Genomic DNA, 20,873 nt, shown 5'->3' on the forward strand with positions numbered 1-20,873 from the left:
GCCGACAATGGTGGCAGGAACAGCCGCGCTAGAAAAGTGCCTGCGCTGACATCCGAGCAGCTTTGCGGCGGCTCGGACACAGCATTAGAGGGGACGAAAAGCGTTGAGGAATTTTGTCAGATCGCTAAACGGCATCGGTTTGGCAAAGAGGTAACCCTGACCACAGTGACAGCCCATGTCGGCCAGTTTTTGTTGCTGCTCTGGCGTTTCAATGCCTTCGGCGACCACCGTCAGGTTAAGGCGCTCTGCCAGCCCGATCACCATATCAATGATGGAGGCAACTTCTACTTTGTCGATATCCATCACGAAGGCGCGATCAATTTTAATGGTATTTAAAGGTAACTGTTTGATATAGCTGAGACTTGAATAACCGGTGCCAAAGTCATCAATGGCCACTTTGACACCCAAGGTGCGAACTTTTTCAAGCAGACCAATAACCACGGTTGGATCTTCCATCACCACACTTTCGGTGATTTCCAGCTCTAGGTTTTCAGGGCTGATCTGATGTTGGGCCAAAGTGCCTGTGACTTGCTCGAGGAAGTTATCCTGACGGAATTGCTGCATCGAAATATTCACCGCAACCCGAACCGCAATATCTCGCTGGGTCAGCTCGCTCAAATCAGAACAAGCTTGCCGCATCACCCACTCGCCGATTTCGGTGATCATGCCAGAGTATTCAGCCAACGGAATAAATACAGCGGGCGAGATAAAGCTATTGCCATCACGCCAACGCAGTAGTGCTTCAACCCCTAAAGTGCGCCCAGAGGCTAAATCAATCTGAGGCTGATACCAGACTTCTAATTGTTGTTGAGTCACCGCCTGACGCAGTTTGCGGATAATATCCAAACGCTCTTGCGTACGAACTTCGTAGTCCGATTCAAAATAGTTATAGCGAGCAGCGGAGCTACGCTTGGCCTGACTAAGCGCAATGCTGCACTGGTGCAAAACAGTCAAGCCATCATTATGCATTTCAGAGAGTCGGCACAGGCCAATTCGCGTGCGCAGCGGCAATTGGTGGGCCCCAACAGCGAGCGGCTGTTCAAACACAGCCATGAGATTATCTGGCGTAACCACCTGGTTAGGGCCAACAATACCAAACACATCAGCGTTGAGACGGGCACATTTGACGCCATCGGATTCAAACCGACGGGTCAGCGCTTGGGCGATCGCGTTCAGGGTTTCATCACCAAAATCCTGACCCAAGCTGTCGTTAATATCGGCAAAGTGGCTGATATCAAGTAACGCTGCGGTTGTATTGAAGTCCCGCGCTGCCACCATGGCATCGAGCGAGCCGATAAAGCTAGCGCGATTAGGCAGTTTGGTCACGTCATCAACAAAGGCGGTCACTTGTAGCTTGCGCATTAAGGCGAGATTGACAAAAGCAACGCGAACGTGAGCCAGATAAGACTCGATGACTTGCTGATCGATGCGCCGCAAGCGGCTTGGCGTCCGTATGACCACCACCGCGGGTAAATCACTGCAATTGACATTCATGACCAAGGCATTGCGCTTGGCAACGGTACGCTCAGCAAGCATAACCTCATTGACTAACGGCTCTAAGTCGTCCGCTAGCGGCAATTGCTGGAATTCGCCAACGCCAGCAACCAAGGTCGGATTGCTACCTTGACAGAAAAATGCGCCATCGATGTCAGCTCCGACCAAATCGTGCAACTGGCCCAGCACACAATGGGCAAATTCGGTTAACACATCTGAATCGGCGTCATTACGCGCCCGCCGCACGGTCAGCTCTAAACCGCTTAAACTGGTGTTGAGCATGTTGATTTGGCGGTAGGAGCGAATAGCGGTGGTCACCAGAGTCAGTAAGCGACGCTGGGTCAGCTCTGTCTTGGTGGCGTAATCATTGATGTCGTAGTCTTGAATGACTTGATGTTCTGGCGCGTAGCCGGGCTGACCGGTACGCAAAATAATGCGCGGCGCATTCATCGACAAGTGCTCGCGGATGTAGGCCACCAGCTCGAGACCTGCGTTGTCGGTTTCCATCACCACATCAAGCAGAATGACCGCAAAGTCGTTATGCTCACGCAGCACTTGGCGCGCTTCCTTGGCACTGTAGGCATGTTCGAATTCCAAGGTGCGCTCAAGTACGAGCTCACTGCCCAAGGCTAAGCGAGTAACTTTGTGTACTTCTTCGTCGTCGTCAATGACCAACACTCGCCAGCTGGCACGGTCAACGGACGAGGAAGCTTGCTGTTCCGGTTCATCTGCAAAGACAAATGGAGCATCATCAGAGCTTACTGCCATTCCCAACACTTTCCTTTCTTGCGCTAAATACGAGCGAATGAAACTAACTATACGTCAGATTATTCTACTTGCATCTTATACAACGCAATTTTGCGAGTTAGCTCGTTGCTTAACCAACAAATAAAAAAGCCGCTTACTCCTGTCCCTGGCCCTGATGCGATGGAGTAAGCGGCAACAAAAAACGAAACCCAGCGAGTACCAGAGTTTCTACAGGATGAAGAGCAAAACGAATGCCAATCTGCTCAACATCACATTTTTTTGTTGCTGAGGAGTACTAATGCTGGTTCAAAATGATATTTAAACCAATAAAAACAATCAGATAAGTTAACATAAAGGATATCAGAGAGGAGCGTAAAGGTTTCTAAACCCAAACAAGCGAGGCCAAAGGTTGAGTGAGAACGAGTTGTAAAATGGTGCGCAGAGCGGTGATTTTTGGTGCGCAACCAAGCAGTTGCACACCAATTTAGGGAATTGACCGAGAATTAGTCAGGAGTAGGATTATTCGATATCGAGCGGCTCGGAAGACAAGATCACTCCGGTATTATCGGCGTAGACATGATCTTCCGGTAAGAACGTCACGCCACCGAAGTTAACTGCTAAATCTTGCTCGCCGGCGCCCTCACTATCAGCACCCACTGGGATCGAGGTCAACGCCTGAATACCCAACTCCAATTCAGCCAAGGCGTCCACATCACGGACACAGCCATAACAAATAATGCCTTCCCAATCATTCTCTAGGGCAGTTTCAGCAATAGTAACGTCGATCAGTGCGCGACGCAGTGACCCTCCGCCATCGACAAGCAAGACTTTACCGAGTCCAGATTGCTGCACCAGCTCCTGAATCAGGCCGTTATCCTCAAAACATTTAACGGTGATGATCTGGCCTCCAAAGGAAGACAAGCCGCCAAAATTAGTAAACATGGGTTCAACCACATCGACCAAATCACCATAGGTATCGCACAGTTCAGAAGTATTGTATTCCATCGCATTATTCACTCGGCAGAGGCCAGTTGCGAAACAGTATAAACCAGCAAGTCGCGGAAACCCATTGATTCGATCAAACTCGGCCAAGTTCAACTAACTTATTGGCGTAACAGAGAGAAATGCCGCAGTGACCTGCTCTGGCGTCAACTCGTCATCAACCAACTCATCGGAGCCAACGCAACAAGCGGCGACTTTACTGGCGATCTGCAAACACTGCTCCGCTTTAAATCCTTGGTGATAAGCAAACAAATAGCCGGAGAAAAATGCATCGCCAGCACCGTTGCAATCGTTCACTTCCACATCCGCTTCAGCCGCGACTTGATACCACTGATGGTCGGCCGTTAACGCTACTGCGCCATCCTTACCTTGGGTGCAAACCACCAATTGCTTACCTTGGTCAATGAGTTGCCACATCAGCGGTTTCGGATCGGGCAGCTTGTCATTGCTCATAAAGACATAGTCTGCGGCCTCGACGAAGTCTTGATGATAGGGATTAACGCCATCGTAATCGTGCAGATCGCACCAAATCGGCTTGCCCAGTTGCTTGGCAAACGGCAACAAACGGCGGCAATAATTGATAATGTTAATCACCACATGATCGGCGTGCAGCATGGCTTTGGATAAGTGATTGGGGTCGATGCCGGGCCACTCGCTAGCAGCATGGGTATAGATGCTGATCCGACGACCATCGGGGTCCATGATATTGGTATGGCGCTCGGTGCCTCGGGGATCGATATCGGTAAGTAACTGCACCGACGTTCGGCGAAAACGTTGTTGAATTTTGTCGCCCCAGTCATCTTGCCCAAGCACTACATGAAGCAGCACATTGAAGCCCAAACGCTCTAGGTTCAATGCTTTACCAGCGCCAGTGCCGCCGACTGTTTCATGATAATGGCGGGCAAATAATGCAGCAGGCTGCGGTTTGGGTAAGTCATCCAGATCGATAATGGCATCCCAAGACACCCCGCCAGCCACAAATATGGTGCTTTTCTTTTTCATCACGACGTCACTCCAGTACGACAGCTTTCGCTACCACTTAAGGTTAGCTGATGATAAGACTCGTTATGCGCCAAATAGAGTTCGGGTAAAATTGATTAAAATGTCCACAATGTTTCACTGAACTGTCATATTGGCTGTCTAGGCTTGTCTGCGAAAGAGAACAGACAGGTTGAAACGCCATGTTGCTAAGCACCATTCAGCGTGCAGATCACGCTTTGTATGCATCCATTACGGACCGCAAACACGCCCGCCATGCCGCCGCCGTTGCGCGCTGGGTTTCAAAAACGGGCGATGGCCACCTGTACGTGGCATTAGGCGTCATTGCACTGATTTTCGATGGCAATCATGGCGTTAGCTTTTTTAGCGCGGCACTGACCGCATTCGCCTTTGAATTGCCGGTGTATTTTTTGATCAAAAACGCATTTAAGCGCAATCGCCCCTGCGATGTCATGCGCTCTTTACCTGCGTTTGTAAAGCCATCGGATCAATTCAGTTTGCCTTCTGGCCATACCGCAGCTGCATTTGTCATGGCAGCTATTGCCAGCCACTTTTATCCGCAATTCGGCATTTGGATGTTTGCATGGGCAGGCTTGGTTGGCGCCTCTAGGGTGTTACTCCGCGTTCACTTCCCTACCGACATTATTTGTGGTTTGGCACTGGGTGCTTGTGCTGCTTGGGGCAGCCTCATGATCTGGTCCTAAACCGTCTGTTAAAGCAGTTAATGGAAGCTATCAATTCATGCGAATTTTGTATGGTGTACAGGCCACCGGCAATGGCCACATCACGCGTGCTCGCGCCATGGCACAAGCGCTCAATCAAACCGACATTGAAGTCGATTATTTGTTTACCGGCAGACCCGCCGAGCAGTTATTCAATATGGAATTGTTTGGCGATTATCGAGTTTTGCCGGGCTTAAGCTTTGCCACGCATCAAGGGCGAGTGGATTTATTAAAAACGTTCAAACAAGCTCGGATCAAGCAGCTTATCGACGATATTAAAAACCTGGATGTGAGCCAGTATGACTTGGTGCTCAATGATTTTGAGCCGGTCTCAGCATGGGCGGCTAAACGAGCCAATAAACGTTGTATTGGGCTTTCCCATCAATCGGCTTTTAATTTCGATATTCCCAAAACAGGTCAGGATATCGGCTCGAAGCTGGTCATGCGTTACTTTGCCCCTTCATCAGAGCAGCTGGGCGTTCACTGGCACCATTTCGGCCAGCCAATTCTGCCACCAATTATCGATGTCGGCATGAGCCAAACCCACACCACCGATGGCAAGGTAGTTGTCTATTTGCCATTTGAAGACTTAGCCACGATTAAACAACTATTGCAGCCATTTACTGACTACCACTTCTACATCTATCACCCTCAAGCGACAGATAGCGAGCAGGGCCACTTGTCGTTAAAAGCATTGAGCCGAGTGACCTTTGAACAGGATCTACTTGAGGCACAGGGCGTTATCGCCAATGGCGGCTTTGAGCTACCCAGCGAAGCGCTGTTTCTTGGCAAAAAAACCCTAGTGAAACCTCTGATGCGACAATTTGAACAAGAAAGCAATGTATTAACACTGGAGCAGTTGGGGTTGGCCAGCAGCATGGCAACGCTTGATCAAGACAAAGTCAGGCAATGGCTCAATGCCCCCGCAGCTCAACCGATTAATTACCCTGACGTTGCCGGCCGATTAAGCCTCTGGCTGGCCCAAGGCGCTCAGCAACCGCTTGCTGAACTGAGCCAAGAGCTGTGGCAAAAAGTGCAGTTTCCCAGCTACGCCACGCTCCCCGCTTCCTAGGGTCTGTGCCATTATCTGGCACCACATCACGGTTTTGCCGACCAATGGCCTTTGCAGCCCGTCAATTTTTTCGCTTTCACTGCCATTGAACTATTTTTAATGACAAGGACAGCAACTGCTTGACTTCCCTGAGACTTCTATTGGGTTTAACCCCTACAGATTGCTCAATGGCGGTCGATAAGCAGAACAGAGCTGACGCGTCACACCAGTTCAATGCCTTGAGCTGTGATGTGACCAACAGCGACTTTTGACGGAGTACTTTGATTTATGACTATTCGAAACCGCTTGTTAATTCAACTTGTGGTCGGCGCAGCATTGATGACCATGTTATTAGTCGTCGCCATTGTTGTTGACCGTTCGTCCCAATACTACGCCCGTCTATCAGCCTCCGTGCTAACGGACATGTTTCAGGTTGAATCAATGGCTTATAACGTCAGTCAGTTCGAGCGGGTCAAAGACTTGCAGTACATCGAATCATTCAACCGCAATCATGGCCAAGTCGAGAGTACACTGTCGGCGCTGAGCAATGACATCAAATCCGATGACATCACCAAGCAACTGCAAAGCACCCAAAAAGCGGTGGCGGATTATGTCACCACAGTCAATCGACTGGTGGAATTGCGGCAACAAATTGGCCTCACACCAAAAACAGGGTTGTACGGTGAACTTCGCTCGGCGGTCCACGAAGTCGAAACCCTGCTCAATGCCCAAAACAGTTACCAACTGATCTCCCAGATGCTGCAGCTACGCAGAGCCGAAAAAGATTTCATGCTGCGTTACGACAAAAAATACCTCGGTAAATTTAACAAAGGTACTGAAACTTTAAACGCAGCCATTGGTAACAGTGGCTTGCCTGCAGCGACCCAAAGTCAGCTGCGCAGCTTGCTAGCAACCTATGGCCAGCGTTTTACCACCTTAGTTGAAGCAGAAGAGCGCATCGGCCTGACACCCGATGACGCCCTCAGGGGACAACTCCAGCAAGCCCAGGAAAATGCTCTGCAACAAATTAGCCAATTGAACGAGCTCATTGCCGTCACCAGCAGCGAAGTGCGCAGCCAATATTTAACCGTAGCGACCATCGTTGTGGTGCTTCTGGCTATTGGCCTAACCATTCTGGCAGTGTGGACATCGCGTTCGATCACCACAAAAGTCAACGCACTGCAGCGCTACATGCAGCAAGTCGTTGATACCAAAGACCTAACGTTACGAGCTGATGAAAGTGGTAAAGACGAGTTGGCCATGGTCAGTCGTGGCATCAATCAATTGCTCGCCTTGTTCCAACAACTCGCCGAGCAAGTATCCAAATCCAGTGCCATTTTGGACGATGCCGTCGGCCGCTTATCGACTCAAGCATCGAGCACCCATGACGGCGCCATTCGCCAGCTCGAGGAAACCGAACATGTCGCTACAGCGACCACCGAAATGGGCCAGACCCAAAGCGAAATTGCCCGCAATACTGAATCGGCAGTGACTCATGTCGATTCAACCTATGCAGAGGCTGAACGCGGCACCCAAGAAGTTGATAACAGCATTAACCACATCAGCGCACTCTCGGAGAAACTAAATCAAACCACCACTCAAGTGCAGCAGCTCGCAGAACAAGGCAATACCATTGGCTCCATGCTTGATGTCATTCGAGGCATCGCCGAGCAAACCAACTTGCTGGCGTTAAATGCGGCAATTGAAGCAGCGCGAGCTGGTGAATTGGGGCGCGGTTTTTCTGTCGTTGCTGACGAAGTGCGAAGCCTCGCCAATCGCACGCAGGAGTCCACCGAAGAAATTGCCGCCATTATTAAGAACCTGCAAGACAGTACCGGCACCATTGCTGAAATGATGGGCGAGTGTAAGCAATCAGGAGAGGTCAGCGCCGAGCTCGCCAGTGGCGTTGGCGATGCCCTGCATTCCATCTTGCAGTCAATGTCTGGCATTGTCGATATGAATACCCAAATCGCCACAGCCACTGAGCAGCAAAGTCTGGTGTCAGCGGAAGTGACTCGCAATATTCAACGGATCCGCGATATTGCCGAATCCACCAGCACCGAGTCCGAACAAAGTGTTGCTGTCGCTCACGAAGTCAGTGAGCAATCGGAAAACTTACGTCAGCAGGTTAGTCAATTCAAAGTGAGTTAGGCGTTGTCGTCGAATTTGACTTGAATCGGGATTTGCAGCGCTTGCTTGGTCGCACAGCGCTGCCGATAGTCGGCCCATAGCGCATCTTTGTCGCGACTCAGGCGGTACAACCAATCCCACGAATAAATCCCTGAGTCATGGCCGTCATCAAAGATCAGGCGCACGGCATAATGACCCACCGCCTGAGCATCAAGAATTTTTACCTCGGATTTGCCTTCAACCAAGATGGGATTGCCGTGCTGCTGCACTTCCGCTGATGGCGAGTGGACACGGAGAAATTCAGCTTCGAGCGAAGCGGTCAAGCCATCGTTAAAGGTCAGAGCCAATAGTTGGCTCTGACGATGTAGTTTAATGGCTGTCGCTCTGATTTGACTCATGGCTCGCTCAAGTGATTACAGAATGAAGCGGCTTAGATCTTCGTCTTCAATCAGTTCATCGAGGTAGCGATTAACATAGTCAGCGTCAATGACGATGGTTTCACCGTTGTGATCGGACGCTTTATACGAAATCTCTTCCATCAATCGCTCCATCACCGTATGCAGTCGGCGTGCACCGATGTTTTCGGTGCGCTCATTGACTTGCCAAGCGGCTTCTGCGATGCGCTGGATCCCCGATTGTTCAAACTGAATAGTAACCCCTTCGGTGGCCATCAGCGCTTGGTATTGCTCCGTCAATGACGCACTTGGCTCAGTCAGAATGCGAACAAAGTCGTCGGTGCTCAAGGCCGATAATTCCACCCGAATCGGCAAACGACCTTGCAGCTCAGGGATCAAATCCGACGGCTTGGCCATCTGGAATGCGCCAGATGCGACAAACAAAATGTGGTCAGTCTTGACCATGCCATGCTTAGTGCTGATGGTGCTGCCCTCAACCAGCGGCAACAAATCACGCTGCACACCTTCGCGGCTGACATCTGGGCCAGAGGCGCTGTCGCTGCGCTTACAAATTTTGTCGATCTCATCGATAAACACTATGCCGTGTTGCTCAACGGCGTTAAGCGCCTTTTGTTTGAGATCTTCTTGATTAACCAGCTTGGCCGCTTCTTCTTCGGTCAGCGCTTTGAAAGCATCTTTCACTTTCAATTTCTTCATCTGACTATGGGTGCCGGACATGTTTTGGAACAAGCCCTGCAGCTGATTGGTCATTTCTTCCATACCCGGTGGCGCCATGATTTCAACGCCGGCTTGGGGTTGCGACACTTCGATTTCGATCTCTTTATCATCTAAATCGCCTTCGCGCAGTTTTTTGCGGAAAATTTGCCGAGTGGAGGACGTATCCGGTTTGCCATCATCACCCCAACCTTCTTTGGGTGGTGGCAGCAAGGCATCAAGAATGCGGTCTTCGGCCGCTTCTTCGGCGCGAAACTTATTCTTGTTCATCTCTTGCTCTTTGACCATTTTGACGGCCATATCGGTCAAATCGCGAATGATCGAATCGACTTCCTTACCGACATAGCCCACTTCGGTAAATTTAGTCGCTTCCACTTTGATGAACGGCGCATTGGCGAGTTTCGCCAAACGACGAGCAATTTCAGTTTTACCGACACCCGTGGGGCCGATCATCAGAATATTTTTCGGAGTCACTTCCTGACGCAGCGCTTCTGGCAACTGCATCCGGCGCCAGCGATTTCGCAAAGCAATGGCAACGGCTCGCTTGGCGTCTTGCTGACCAATAATGTGAGCGTCCAACTCGTGGACAATTTCGCGGGGAGTCATCTCAGACATAACAGCTTCCTAGTAAAACCAGCGAGGCAGGATCAGTAATCCAGCTGCTCGATGGTTTGGAATTGGTTGGTGTAAACACAGATATCGCCAGCAATTTTAAGGCTCTTCTGGACAATCTCGTCAGCGCCCAGCTCGGTGTTCTCTAACAAAGCGGTCGCGGCTGCTTGGGCAAACGAGCCACCCGAACCGATGGCGATCAAATCGTGCTCCGGCTGCACCACATCACCATTGCCGGTGATGATCAATGACGCGGTATGATCGGCCACGGCGAGTAGTGCTTCGAGTTTGCGCAGCATGCGGTCGGTGCGCCAGTCCTTAGCGAGCTCGACCGCAGCACGAGTCAGGTGGCCCTGATGCATTTCCAGCTTGCTTTCGAAGCGCTCGAACAGGGTAAAAGCGTCGGCGGTGCCGCCGGCAAAACCGGCCAGAACTTTGTCGTTGTAAAGGCGGCGAACCTTCTTGGCATTGCCTTTCATTACGGTATTGCCCAGCGAAACCTGGCCATCACCGCCAATCACAACTTTGCCATTGCGACGAACAGAAACAATCGTGGTCACAGGCGTTCTCCTAAATTATACGGTTAACTGCAAGATAGGGGCGCCTGAAGGATTTTCAAGGGATGATGGCCAGATCGACCATCACCAATACCAGATTTTACAACCTCGCACGGACGCGCGTTGCAATGCATGGCGGTCTTTTTCTGCCAATCGTTTGGTCTTGTAAGGCCCGAGGATCACCTTGTACCAAACGCCATTAGAGCCTTCTGCGCGGCGCACTTCGGAACTCAAACCTTGGAACGCAATTTTTGCTTTTAGTTCTTCCGCCTGACTTTGGAGGCGGAACGAACCACATTGCATCAAATAAGGACGGGTTTGCTCTGGCGCTTCTGGCACATCGACTTCGACTTCCTTCGTCTCCAGCTCTTCAATAAAGCTCCACCGTTCTTCTGGCTTTTCCGGAATCGCTTCGGCTGGCTTACTGGTGGTGCTGTGTTGCTCTTGAGCTGGCTGTTGCTCAACCCGTTCGGCGCTGCCTTTAATCTGGCTCAAGCCATAACCAAAGGCCGCAATAAGCGCCACAATGATGACGAGGCGAACCCAAGGCAACTGCACTTGAGCACCATTGCCGCGCGCCTGATTGGCTCGCGGGGTGTTTCTACTGTTGCTCCGCGCCGGTTTCTTTTTCGGCGCAGGCTTCCGCTTGGCGTAATCTCTTGGCATAAAACAGCGACCAGTGAATCAAAGTTTCAATCGGAAACGGCAGTTACATCCGCGCCAACGTAGCAATGCCGAGCAAGCCCAAACCAAGCTTCAAGACTTTAGCGGTAGCGCCACAGAGCAACAAACGGCTGGCGCGAACATCGTCAGCAACGCCGTCTTTGTTCACAGGGCAAGCTTCATAGAAGCTCATGAACTGGCCTGCCAATTCGTATAGGTAGGTACATAGCAAATGTGGCGAGGTTTTCGCTGCAACATTGTTCACCACATCGCTGAATTGAGTCAGCTTCTGCGCCAATGCCTGCTCTGCGGCTTCATTAAGCTGCGGCGAACCGGTGAGGCTGTCACCATCAACGCCTGCTTTGCGGAAAATCGATTGAATACGGGTATAAGCGTACTGTAAATAAGGCGCGGTATTGCCTTCAAACGACAACATGTTGTCCCAGTCGAAAATGTAATCCGTGGTGCGGTTCTTCGACAAATCAGCATACTTCACCGCGGCCATGGCAACCGCCGTGGCAATTTCCGCACGCTCATCATCGGCTAGATCCTGGTTCTTTTCAGCAATCAGGGCATTGGCACGCTCTTCTGCTTCATCCAGTAAATCAACCAACTTCACCGTGCCGCCGGAACGGGTTTTAAATGGCTTACCATCTTTGCCGAGCATCATGCCGAACGCACAGTGCTCCAGTGAGACTTGCTCTGGCACATAGCCCGCTTTGCGCGCAATGGTCCAAGCTTGCTGTAGGTGCATGGCTTGGCGCGAGTCAATGAAATACAGCACACGGTCAGCACCGAGCTCAGCAACCCGATATTTGGCACAAGCGATATCCGTGGTGGTGTACAGATAACCGCCATCTTTCTTCCGAATAATGACGCCCATGGCATCACCATCTTTACCTTTGTATTCGTCGAGGAACACCACCATGGCGCCAGCATCTTCAACCGCTAAACCTTGCGCCGCCAAATCATCAACAATGGCAGGCAACATGTCGTTGTAGAGGCTTTCGCCCATCACGTCTTTGTCGCTCAGCGAAACATTGAGGCGATCATAATTGCGCTGGTTTTGCTCCATGGTGATATCAACCAGCTTGCGCCACATGGTTTGACAGTACTCATCACCGCCTTGCAATTTCACCACGTAATTGCGCGAGCGCTCGGCAAACGCTTCGTCTTCGTCATAGTGCTTCTTGGCTTCGCGGTAGAAGGCTTCCAGATCCGATAACTCCATATCTGACGCTTGTTCATTCTGCACTATTTCCAGATAAGCGATCAGCATGCCGAACTGGGTACCCCAGTCGCCAATATGGTTGGCGCGGACGACTTTGTGGCCAAGGAATTCCAGTGTCCGTGTGACGGCATCACCAATCACAGTGGAACGGATATGGTGAACCGCCATTTCCTTAGCGACATTCGGCGCCGAATAATCAACCACCACAGTCTGCGGAGTCGCAGCCAATTGCACGCTGGCGTGCTCATCGGCCAGTAATTGGCTGATTTGATCGGCCAGATGGTCTGGGTTAATGAAGAAGTTGATAAAGCCCGGACCCGCGATCTCGATCTTGCTGATTGCAGCATGTTCTGGCATCAGCTCAATAATCTGTTGTGCCAACTGACGCGGATTGGACTTGGCAGGCTTTGCCAGCATCATCGCCAAATTAGTAGCGAAGTCGCCGTGACTCTTGTCTTTGGTGCGATCAATCTGTAGTCGAGGCTCCAAATCAGCAGGCAGAGTTCCTGCTTGTTTCATTTGCGAGACAGTTTCGAGCAACAGGGTTTCAATAATCGCTTTCATAATAACAATAAGTCCGGAATGGTTAATGACGCATCAGGGTGCAAGCGGCAAATTGTAAACCGCTCAGCGGGTATATTTCTACCTGCACTTGGATATTCCTCAGGCAAGTTGATCTCTGGCTTCAACAACTCGTAGTAAAAACCAGAGTTATGGCAATTCCTATGGTGTTTACAAGGTCAAGCAGAGCATGAAGCAAGAACAAGAATTCGCACTTTTTCCACTCACTGCCCACGTCTTACCGGGCGGCAAACTGCCGTTGCGAATTTTCGAGCCCAGATATGTCCGAATGGTTCGCGATGCGGCGGCGGGCGGGCGACCGTTTTGCATGTGCATGCTCGATGTCAAAGCCAAGCCGCAAACCATGATGAACATGTACCCGCTCGCCACCGAGGTGGCCATTGTTGACTTTGACCAACTGCCCGATGGCATGCTCGGGATTACTGTGCAAGGTCTCAGGAAGCGCCGTTTAGATCGAGTTTGGGTTGAACAAGATGGTTTAAAAGTGGCAGAGACCAGCATTGTTCCCGAATGGCCAAAACAAGGGTTATCATTAACTCAGCATAAAATTGTCGAGCAGTTACATCGCCTCTACCAAGACAATGAAAGCTTACAAGGTCTGCAACTGGATTTTCACGATAACGACGCCAGCTGGCTGTGTCAGCGCTGGCTAGAGTTATTGCCGATGGACCCCAACGACAAACAACTATTAATAGAACAACCCGATTGCACCGCCGCATTAGCGTTTTTGGAGCAAGCAATCAGGACCACAGGAGAGTCATAGTGATCACTAAACCCGGCAATTTGCTGAAATCAATCGCCCTTATCGGCGCCATGGTCAGTTTCACTGCCAGCGCCGCTTCGTGCCCAGACACACTGAAGTTCGTCAAACGCAAACTAAACAGCTCGGAGACAGTCAACCTTTGTACCGAATACAGTGGCAAGACCCTGCTGATCGTCAATACCGCCAGCTACTGTGGCTTTACGCCCCAGTTCAAAGGTCTCGAGAAGCTCTATGCCGATTACAAAGATAAAGGCTTGGTGGTGTTGGGATTCCCCAGCCATGACTTTAATCAGGAAGATGATGACGAAGGCAAAACCGCGGAATTGTGCGAACTGACCTACGGCGTCAAATTCCCAATGTTCGAACCCATGCCGGTCAGAGGTGATGACGCTGACCCGCTCTATCGCAAATTAGCAGCGCAAGCGGGTGAGGCGCCAAAGTGGAACTTCCATAAATACGTAGTCAATCGTGAAGGCAAGGTTGTGGCGTCGTTTAGCGCCATGACCAAGCCCGACAGTGACGATATGATCGAAGCGATCGAATCGGCGATCTAGAGCCTGTTGATCTTTGCTGCCGCAACTGCCGCTTCGATAGCGGCAGTTTTGTTTTTAACGACCGAAGATATGCATTCGGAGCAAATTATCAATAGGATCACTTTCGCCGCAACTTTTCTTCATTTTGCGATCAATTCCTAAATTTTATCGACGTGTTCACTAATTATCTTGCCTAGCCGTGATCGTCATCCTGAGCCCCACCGTTAATCAACTTGCACCCAGACGATAACAAGGACTCACCACCATGAAAGTCACCAAATCACTCTTAGCTGTTGCCGTAACCTCTTTACTCGCCGCTTCGCTTTCCGGTTGCGGAGGTAGCAGTAATGGCTCGACCGTCAGCTCAATCAACGAACCAGAATACGCTTACCTACGTGTCTTCCACGCTGCGCCTGACGCGCCAGCGGTCAACGTATGGCTCAACGGCGCGCCAGCATTAGAAGGCGTTGATTACCAAGTAAGCTCTGGCGCAATTCAAGTGCCAGCCGGGACCCACACCGTGCAAGTCGACGCGATTTTAGCTGATGGCTCAACCCTCACGGTTATCCCAGCCACAGAGTTAATGCTTGATGCCGATACCGAGTACAACGTGGTTGCCACCGGTAAGGCCGCACTCATTGGTAGTGGCGATGCAATGGCATTTGGCCCGCAAATCATTGCGCGTCCCGCGTTGATGCCGGAAGGAGCTCGTGTGCAAGTGATGCATGCTTCGCCGGATGCGCCCATGGTTGATGTCTTCATCACCGCGCCAGGCGATGACCTCAGCACCGCCATGCCATTCGCCGACAATGTCAGCTTCCCAATGGCGACCGATGCCATTGAAGTGCCGGCGGGCAGTTATCAAGTCCGGATCACCTTGCCTGACGATCCATCTGTTGTGGTGTTTGATTCAGGCACCGTCGATGTCCCTGCCGGCTCTGACTGGTTCGTGGCAGCAGTGACTAACACCGATGCCGGTAGCTCGCCGGTCAATTTGCTCGTCGATGCGGCCAGCGCTTCACTGGTAGTGCGCGATGCGGCGATGGAAGCAGATATTCGTGTCGCCCATACTATCAGCGATGCGCCAGCGGTTGATGTGTGGATCAATGGCGGCGCCCCAGCAATGGATAGTCCACTGTACAACGTCGCGTTCAAAGACTTTACCGATTACCTGATGGTACCAGCTGGTGACTACCGCTTCGATGTCGGCGTCAATGGCACCGATCCTGTGGTCGTGGTGGATGCGCTTGGTCTCGACGCCAGTCTGATGCCAGCCTACAAATACACGGCGCTGGCGATCGGTAATCTCGCTGATGGCATGGCCAACGATGAACTGTTCGTGGTGATGGATGAAAACACGCGTCGAGTCGCGACCGAAGCAAAACTCCGCGCCATTCACGCCTCAACCCTAGCTGGCGATGTTGATATTTATGTCAGCGCAGATGCAACCCCATCAAGTGACGATGTCATTTTGACCGGCGTGCCTTATAAAGGCGACAGCACCGTATTGTCGGTCACGCCAGGCATGGCTTATGTCATGGTGACGCCAGCTGGCGATCCGGGCACGATCGCTATTGGGCCAGCAGAACTGCCGCTTGAAGGTGGCACTTTGACAACTTTAGTGGCCATTGATGATCCAATGTCGGCAACTGGCGTATCAGTCATTAGTTTGGATGATTAGTTGTTGATAGCCGAGCCCTTCGGGGCTCGGTCAACACCATAGGAGTCAGGATGTCATCAGCACCGAGTAGCGTTTGTGGTTATACTGCCAACACTTCTCCTTTAGTGTCGGGCCAGATGAAACCGCAACCAGAAGCAAAATCGAAGTCGCCAGAAAATGATGGTCAGCGTTGGAAGGATGCGCTGGTTCAAATCGCCGAAAACAAGTGCCGCAAACATTACGCCGCCTTGTTCAATCATTTCGCGCCACGGTTGAAAATGTTTGCCATTCGCTTATGCGACGGCAATGAAGCAGTCGCTCTGGAGCTGGTGCAGGACACCATGATGACGGTTTGGCAAAAAGCCCATTTGTACAACGCCGGAAAAGGCGCTGCGTCAACTTGGATTTATACCATCGCTCGTAACCTACGATACGACCAGTTGCGCAAAGCCAGCAGTAAAGCTGACGTGATTAGCGCTGAAGACCTATGGCCGGTATTAGAAGCAGAAGCCGACGAAGGCCGCAGTCAACCGGATCATTTGGTGTTGCAACTACAACTGGAAAAGTACTACGACGCGTTATCGCCAGCTCAAATGGAGGTGATCCGCAAAGTGTATTTAGAAGATAAGCCGCAGCAACAAGTGGCCGATGAGTTAAACATCCCGTTAGGCACAGTGAAATCTCGTATACGGTTAGCAGTGCAGAAGCTACAAGAAAAAATTGAGGCTAACGATTATGATTAAAAGCCACCCAAGCAGCGATTTATTGCGCGCCTTTGTCGGCGGAGAGCTACCGCCCGCGCTAGCGCTTTGCGTTTCTGCCCATGTCGATATGTGTCGCTTGTGCCAACAACAAGTAAAAGCAATTGAACTGGAATTAGCAGCAGAGATTGAGCAACAGCCAGAGCCAACCGCAGACGTCGAGTTATCCGCTGATTTGTCAGCCATGATGGCAGCGATTCTCGACAGCGATCCGGCGCCAGTCGAAACCGCCAGCCTTGCCCGTGAACACAGCAAGCCCAAGCACATTCGCTGGCAGCAAAGTAAGTTCTTGTTACCCCGAGCACTGCAGCGTCAAATGTGCGATCAGCCCGAGTTAGTGGCGGGTGATAATTGGCGTCAGTTGGGCAAGCTGTGGCGAGGCCGACTCGCAGAACATGACGCCTGGCGGACTAGTTTCTATTACATTGAGCAGGGTGGTGAGATCCCAGAGCACACCCACAAAGGCCGCGAAATCACCTTGGTGCTGTCGGGCAGTTTTGTCGACGGTGATGAGGTTTACCAAGAAGGTGACTTTATCTATCGCGATGGCGACCACACCCACAAACCAGGTGCCAGCTCGACTGAGGACTGCTTGTGTTTCACCGCAGTCGAAGCGCCATTGCACTTCACCAGTGGAGCCACCCGCTTGCTCAACCCGTTAGGCAAGTTGTTGTACTAATTGCCTTAAACGGTGTCGTGGGGATCGACATCAACATGCCACCGCACCACTTGGGCGAGCTTAGAGCCTTCTATCTCGCCCAGTGTTTGGTTGAGCAGCTGCTGAATCGCTGATTTTTGTGGTGCCAGCAAAGCCAGTTGCCAACGATAACGCCCTGCTTTGCGCACCATGGCGCACGGTCCCGGCGCCATTACGATGACGCCACCCTTGTCGTTTACGCCTCTGGCGGCTTCCGATAGTACAGACTCCGCCGACGCCAGAAACTCAGCCACCTTGGTTTCATCATTCGCTTCAGCTCGAATGATGGCGATGGCCGCATAGGGCGGTAATTGCGCTTGTTTACGCTCTGCGAGCAACGCTTGCGCGACTTGCTGATAACCTTCGGTTTGAAGTTGTTGTACCCAAGGATGATCGGGGTAGTGGGTTTGCAGCAAAACCTGCGCCTGCTGACCCGCTCTGCCGGCGCGGCCAGAAACCTGAGTGAGAAGCTGACACATTCGCTCTCCGGCGCGAAAATCACTGCTAAACAGCGCGCCATCAACATCGGCAATGATCACTAAGGTGACATCGGCAAAATCATGGCCTTTGGCCAGCATTTGAGTCCCTACCAAAATTCGATAGTGACCCCGCTGAACATCGGCGACTAGGTTTTCAAAGGCATCTTTACGGCGTGTTGAGTCGCGATCGATGCGCACCACGGGATATTGCGGAAACTGCGCCTGCAAGGCCTCTTCGAGTTGCTCGGTACCCTGACCAACCGGCACCAATTGAGTGCTACCACATGAATCACATTGATGTGGCACTGGGCGCTCAACTTGGCAATGGTGACACACCAGTCGGCGAAATCCTTTATGCCATGTGAATGGCCGATTGCAGCGCTGACACTCGGCAAACCAACCACACTCATGACACAGCAAGACAGGTGAAAAGCCACGACGATTCAAAAACACCAGCACTTGGTTGTTGTCTTGCAGATGCTGTTCCATGGCGTTGATGATGGGCGCAGACAAAGGACCGCTCATGACTTGCTGACGCATATCGATGGCCGCAATTTGGGGAAGCTGGCCGCCCGCTGCGCGCTCGGTCAGAGTCAAGTGTTGATAGCGACCGGCTTCAACGTTGGCCAATGATTCAAAGCTCGGCGTGGCGGAACCTAATAACAGCGGCACTTGCTCATTTCTGGCCCGCATCACCGCCAAATCACGCGCCTGATAACGAAAGCCATCTTGCTGCTTATAGCTGCCATCATGCTCTTCATCGACCACAATTAAGCCCAAATTCGCCATCGGCGTAAAAATAGCCGAGCGAGTACCAAGTAATACCGGTAGCTCTCCGGTTCGCGCTGCTTGCCAAGCAGCCAGTCGCTCACTGTCGTTCAGCCCAGAATGAACCAGACCAATCCGAACCCCGAGATGATTGCGAAAACGGCTCAAGGTTTGCGGCGTCAGACCAATTTCAGGCACCAGCACCAAGACTTGCTTGCCCTTGGCAATCACTTGCGCCATGACATCAAGGTAAACCCGAGTTTTGCCTGAGCCGGTAATGCCCTCAAGCAAGCTGACCGAAAATCCCTGCAAGCGCGAACATAAGGCGGTAATAGCAATACTTTGCTCGGTAGTTGCCGGCGGTTGAGTCGGCTGACAACACGCGGATTCATTCAAGGCGCTCAGCGGCGCGGGTTCAATCCAGCCCTTTTTCGCCACCGCTTGAATGGTGGCGCCAGTCACGCCTTGAGCACTCAGCGTTGCCCGTTCCTGAGCTCCGGCTTTCAGCAACTCCAATAACTGCCATTGCTTGGGCGCTCGCTTGGTCGACTGACTATCTTGCGCCGCTCCGGCCTCAGTGAGCTGCCAAACTTCAATATCAGCACTGTTGGGTTGCTCACCCAAACGCAACTTCTTCGGCAAAGCGTGACTGAGCACTTCGCCAATCGGATGTTGATAATAGCGCCCTGCCCATTTAAATAAGTCGAGCAAGGATGGCGGCCAAATCGGCGTCTGATCAAACACCTCATCAATCGCCTTTAATTGCTCAACGGGCCATTCGCTGTGATCGCTTTCGCCCACCACAATACCGATCATCATGCGGCGACCAAAGGGCACTCTAACCCGACCACCAACAACGATTTGTTGCTCGGGATGAGGTAAATAATCAAAGATTCGCCGCATCGGTACCGGCAAAGCAACATGAATAAAGCGAAGGTCTGACACGAACAAAATCACGCTATTTTGGAATAGCGCAAGCTTACCATGGTTCACCCAGCGCAGTGGAACCGAGCCAAGCCAAACTAAAATTGGTTAAAAAGTTAGCAATTGGGCTTGATCCCGCACCACAACTGCTTTACCATTCGCGCCCCAAACAGAAGTAACTAAACCACGTGTGGTGTCTGACTCCGGGTTGGATAGCGACACGGCCTGATAATTGAGGTTTTCCATGCAACAAGGTATTCACCCTGAATACGCTGAAGTAACAGCAACTTGCTCTTGTGGTAACACAATCAAGACTCGCTCTACTTTAGGTAAAGATTTCCACATCGACGTATGTAGCTCTTGCCACCCGTTCTACACTGGTAAGCAGAAAGTTCTGGATTCTGGCGGACGCGTTGATCGCTTCAAAAAGCGTTTCGGCGCTTTGGGCAAGAAGTAATATTCTTGCACCAGCAGAAAAAGGCGCCGGATGGCGCCTTTTTTGTTTGTCCGCCCCGTACTGAAATCCTTACCCACTGAGCGTCGTCGGAACAAAACATCATGAGTCTATCGCGTGTTATTCTTTTTGCTGGTTTGGTGCTTTCCTATCATGCCTTTGGCCAGATGCTCGACTGCCTGCCACAAGGCGCCGCGCAGCAAGTCACCATGGCGCAACTCCACGATGGCGATACCATTACCCTAACCGACGGCCGCCGCATCCGCTTTACCGGCATCGACACCCCAGAGCTTGACCACAAGCAGCCTTCGCGCAACGAACCCTATGCCTTACAAGCGCGCAACCGCCTCGACCAGCTGATTGACGATAAACCTCTGAGCATGGTTGTCGATCGTCGCCCGCGCGATCGTCACGGCCGCACCCTTGCCCACTTAGTCAATCATCAAGGTAAAAACATCAACCAGCAGTTACTACTTGGCGGTTATGCCAAGCTGATGGTGATTGGTGATAACGACTTGTGGCGCTGCTACAACATGGCCGAGTGGATTGCCCGTCGCGATAAGCGAGGCTTGTGGCAACTTGCAGCGAATCAGCCATTGGCGGTCAGCCAAATCAACCGGCCTTCAAAGCGATGGCGCGAATACCGCGGCACCGTGACCAAATTTCAACGCAACCAAAATCACAGCTGGTGGCTACTTGATAACAAACTGTGGGTCGGCGGGGAAAACCAAGTCATCGAGCAATTGCTGATCCCAGCCAACCCGTCGGTGGCTGGCGAAGATTGGATTGTCCGCGGTGTGTTGTATGAGTCCTACGGCAAATGGCGAATTCGCTTAAACCACAGCTCACAGGTTATTCGCATTGATGAAATGGAGCGCTGGGTTGATAAGGTTAAGCCAGACTAAGATCTGTTG

At 51.6% G+C, this 20,873-nt stretch carries 19 protein-coding genes; 10 read left to right on the top strand and 9 right to left on the bottom strand.

What is annotated here, in order from left to right; all coding sequences use genetic code 11:
• Positions 1 to 84: 84 nt before the first annotated feature.
• The 3 genes from IC617_RS00460 to IC617_RS00470 all read right to left on the bottom strand — a co-directional run bounded on the left by IC617_RS00460 (position 85) and on the right by IC617_RS00470 (position 4,245).
• Entirely contained in the window at positions 85 to 2,262 is a 2,178-nt protein-coding gene (locus IC617_RS00460) for an EAL domain-containing response regulator (protein WP_191143022.1), read from the bottom strand.
• Positions 2,263 to 2,760: 498 nt separating this feature from the next.
• On the bottom strand, positions 2,761 to 3,246 hold the full coding sequence (rraA, locus tag IC617_RS00465) for a ribonuclease E activity regulator RraA (RefSeq protein WP_191143023.1): 486 nt from the start codon (positions 3,244 to 3,246) through the stop codon (positions 2,761 to 2,763).
• A 93-nt stretch (positions 3,247 to 3,339) separates the two neighbouring features.
• Complete coding sequence (locus IC617_RS00470; protein WP_191143024.1) at positions 3,340 to 4,245, bottom strand: carbohydrate kinase family protein; 906 nt, start codon at positions 4,243 to 4,245, stop codon at positions 3,340 to 3,342.
• 179 nt (positions 4,246 to 4,424) lie between these two features.
• Here IC617_RS00470 and IC617_RS00475 point away from each other — a divergent pair, with 179 nt between their 5' ends.
• From IC617_RS00475 to IC617_RS00485, 3 genes are all read left to right on the top strand, one after another.
• Positions 4,425 to 4,946, top strand: a complete 522-nt coding sequence (locus tag IC617_RS00475) for a phosphatase PAP2 family protein (RefSeq protein WP_191143025.1) — start codon at positions 4,425 to 4,427, stop codon at positions 4,944 to 4,946.
• 37 nt (positions 4,947 to 4,983) lie between these two features.
• A complete protein-coding gene (locus IC617_RS00480) occupies positions 4,984 to 6,036 on the top strand; it encodes an MJ1255/VC2487 family glycosyltransferase (RefSeq protein WP_191143026.1) in 1,053 nt (350 codons plus the stop codon).
• A 267-nt stretch (positions 6,037 to 6,303) separates the two neighbouring features.
• On the top strand, positions 6,304 to 8,166 hold the full coding sequence (locus IC617_RS00485; protein WP_191143027.1) for a methyl-accepting chemotaxis protein: 1,863 nt from the start codon (positions 6,304 to 6,306) through the stop codon (positions 8,164 to 8,166).
• Here IC617_RS00485 and IC617_RS00490 read toward each other — a convergent pair.
• From IC617_RS00490 to argS, 5 genes are all read right to left on the bottom strand, one after another.
• Positions 8,163 to 8,543: a gamma-butyrobetaine hydroxylase family protein gene (locus IC617_RS00490; protein ID WP_191143028.1), complete on the bottom strand. Its 381-nt coding sequence runs from the start codon at positions 8,541 to 8,543 to the stop codon at positions 8,163 to 8,165. The genes IC617_RS00485 and IC617_RS00490 overlap by 4 nt on opposite strands.
• Before the next feature lie 15 nt (positions 8,544 to 8,558).
• Complete coding sequence (gene hslU, locus IC617_RS00495) at positions 8,559 to 9,890, bottom strand: ATP-dependent protease ATPase subunit HslU (RefSeq protein ID WP_191143029.1); 1,332 nt, start codon at positions 9,888 to 9,890, stop codon at positions 8,559 to 8,561.
• A gap of 32 nt (positions 9,891 to 9,922) precedes the next feature.
• Positions 9,923 to 10,447 carry an ATP-dependent protease subunit HslV gene (gene hslV / locus IC617_RS00500; RefSeq protein WP_191143030.1) on the bottom strand — a complete coding sequence of 175 codons (525 nt, stop codon included), beginning with the start codon at positions 10,445 to 10,447 and terminating at the stop codon, positions 9,923 to 9,925.
• A gap of 81 nt (positions 10,448 to 10,528) precedes the next feature.
• Positions 10,529 to 11,110: an SPOR domain-containing protein gene (locus IC617_RS00505; RefSeq protein ID WP_191143031.1), complete on the bottom strand. Its 582-nt coding sequence runs from the start codon at positions 11,108 to 11,110 to the stop codon at positions 10,529 to 10,531.
• 43 nt (positions 11,111 to 11,153) lie between these two features.
• Positions 11,154 to 12,902: an arginine--tRNA ligase gene (gene argS / locus IC617_RS00510; protein ID WP_191143032.1), complete on the bottom strand. Its 1,749-nt coding sequence runs from the start codon at positions 12,900 to 12,902 to the stop codon at positions 11,154 to 11,156.
• A gap of 187 nt (positions 12,903 to 13,089) precedes the next feature.
• Here argS and IC617_RS00515 point away from each other — a divergent pair, with 187 nt between their 5' ends.
• The 5 genes from IC617_RS00515 to IC617_RS00535 all read left to right on the top strand — a co-directional run bounded on the left by IC617_RS00515 (position 13,090) and on the right by IC617_RS00535 (position 17,316).
• On the top strand, positions 13,090 to 13,683 hold the full coding sequence (locus IC617_RS00515; RefSeq protein ID WP_191143033.1) for an LON peptidase substrate-binding domain-containing protein: 594 nt from the start codon (positions 13,090 to 13,092) through the stop codon (positions 13,681 to 13,683).
• Positions 13,684 to 13,733: 50 nt separating this feature from the next.
• Positions 13,734 to 14,237: a glutathione peroxidase gene (locus tag IC617_RS00520; RefSeq protein WP_191143306.1), complete on the top strand. Its 504-nt coding sequence runs from the start codon at positions 13,734 to 13,736 to the stop codon at positions 14,235 to 14,237.
• Between the two features lie 244 nt (positions 14,238 to 14,481).
• Positions 14,482 to 15,897: a DUF4397 domain-containing protein gene (locus IC617_RS00525; protein WP_191143034.1), complete on the top strand. Its 1,416-nt coding sequence runs from the start codon at positions 14,482 to 14,484 to the stop codon at positions 15,895 to 15,897.
• A gap of 50 nt (positions 15,898 to 15,947) precedes the next feature.
• Positions 15,948 to 16,619 (top strand): sigma-70 family RNA polymerase sigma factor, encoded by a 672-nt coding sequence (locus IC617_RS00530; protein ID WP_224745694.1) that lies wholly within the window; start codon positions 15,948 to 15,950, stop codon positions 16,617 to 16,619.
• Positions 16,612 to 17,316 carry a ChrR family anti-sigma-E factor gene (locus IC617_RS00535; protein ID WP_191143035.1) on the top strand — a complete coding sequence of 235 codons (705 nt, stop codon included), beginning with the start codon at positions 16,612 to 16,614 and terminating at the stop codon, positions 17,314 to 17,316. The genes IC617_RS00530 and IC617_RS00535 overlap by 8 nt, the downstream gene beginning before the upstream one ends.
• A 5-nt stretch (positions 17,317 to 17,321) precedes the next feature.
• Here the strand turns inward: IC617_RS00535 and priA are convergent, their stop codons facing one another.
• Positions 17,322 to 19,526, bottom strand: a complete 2,205-nt coding sequence (gene priA, locus IC617_RS00540) for a primosomal protein N' (RefSeq protein ID WP_369410342.1) — start codon at positions 19,524 to 19,526, stop codon at positions 17,322 to 17,324.
• 223 nt (positions 19,527 to 19,749) lie between these two features.
• On the opposite strand from priA, the gene rpmE reads away from it, so the two are divergent.
• Together rpmE and IC617_RS00550 are read left to right on the top strand one after the other, a co-directional pair.
• Positions 19,750 to 19,962, top strand: coding sequence for a 50S ribosomal protein L31 (rpmE, locus tag IC617_RS00545; protein WP_087504122.1), 213 nt, complete (start codon positions 19,750 to 19,752; stop codon positions 19,960 to 19,962).
• Between the two features lie 101 nt (positions 19,963 to 20,063).
• Complete coding sequence (locus IC617_RS00550; RefSeq protein ID WP_191143036.1) at positions 20,064 to 20,864, top strand: thermonuclease family protein; 801 nt, start codon at positions 20,064 to 20,066, stop codon at positions 20,862 to 20,864.
• The last annotated feature ends 9 nt before the right edge of the window (positions 20,865 to 20,873 follow it).

The sequence above is a fragment of the Neiella litorisoli genome, assembly GCF_014773395.1.
Lineage (GTDB): Bacteria > Pseudomonadota > Gammaproteobacteria > Enterobacterales > Neiellaceae > Neiella > Neiella litorisoli.

Excerpts from the sequence above, each read along its gene's own strand:
- IC617_RS00480 (WP_191143026.1), top strand. The coding sequence starts at position 4,984 with ATGCGAATTTTGTATGGTGTACAGGCCACCGGCAATGGCCACATCACG.
- IC617_RS00485 (WP_191143027.1), top strand. The coding sequence starts at position 6,304 with ATGACTATTCGAAACCGCTTGTTAATTCAACTTGTGGTCGGCGCAGCA.
- IC617_RS00550 (WP_191143036.1), top strand. The coding sequence starts at position 20,064 with ATGAGTCTATCGCGTGTTATTCTTTTTGCTGGTTTGGTGCTTTCCTAT.
- rpmE (WP_087504122.1), top strand. The coding sequence starts at position 19,750 with ATGCAACAAGGTATTCACCCTGAATACGCTGAAGTAACAGCAACTTGC.
- IC617_RS00470 (WP_191143024.1), bottom strand. The coding sequence starts at position 4,245 with ATGAAAAAGAAAAGCACCATATTTGTGGCTGGCGGGGTGTCTTGGGAT.
- IC617_RS00475 (WP_191143025.1), top strand. The coding sequence starts at position 4,425 with ATGTTGCTAAGCACCATTCAGCGTGCAGATCACGCTTTGTATGCATCC.
- rraA (WP_191143023.1), bottom strand. The coding sequence starts at position 3,246 with ATGGAATACAATACTTCTGAACTGTGCGATACCTATGGTGATTTGGTC.
- IC617_RS00525 (WP_191143034.1), top strand. The coding sequence starts at position 14,482 with ATGAAAGTCACCAAATCACTCTTAGCTGTTGCCGTAACCTCTTTACTC.
- hslU (WP_191143029.1), bottom strand. The coding sequence starts at position 9,890 with ATGTCTGAGATGACTCCCCGCGAAATTGTCCACGAGTTGGACGCTCAC.
- IC617_RS00490 (WP_191143028.1), bottom strand. The coding sequence starts at position 8,543 with ATGAGTCAAATCAGAGCGACAGCCATTAAACTACATCGTCAGAGCCAA.
- IC617_RS00530 (WP_224745694.1), top strand. The coding sequence starts at position 15,948 with ATGTCATCAGCACCGAGTAGCGTTTGTGGTTATACTGCCAACACTTCT.
- IC617_RS00535 (WP_191143035.1), top strand. The coding sequence starts at position 16,612 with ATGATTAAAAGCCACCCAAGCAGCGATTTATTGCGCGCCTTTGTCGGC.
- IC617_RS00520 (WP_191143306.1), top strand. The coding sequence starts at position 13,734 with ATGGTCAGTTTCACTGCCAGCGCCGCTTCGTGCCCAGACACACTGAAG.
- IC617_RS00505 (WP_191143031.1), bottom strand. The coding sequence starts at position 11,110 with ATGCCAAGAGATTACGCCAAGCGGAAGCCTGCGCCGAAAAAGAAACCG.
- IC617_RS00460 (WP_191143022.1), bottom strand. The coding sequence starts at position 2,262 with ATGGCAGTAAGCTCTGATGATGCTCCATTTGTCTTTGCAGATGAACCG.
- IC617_RS00515 (WP_191143033.1), top strand. The coding sequence starts at position 13,090 with ATGAAGCAAGAACAAGAATTCGCACTTTTTCCACTCACTGCCCACGTC.
- argS (WP_191143032.1), bottom strand. The coding sequence starts at position 12,902 with ATGAAAGCGATTATTGAAACCCTGTTGCTCGAAACTGTCTCGCAAATG.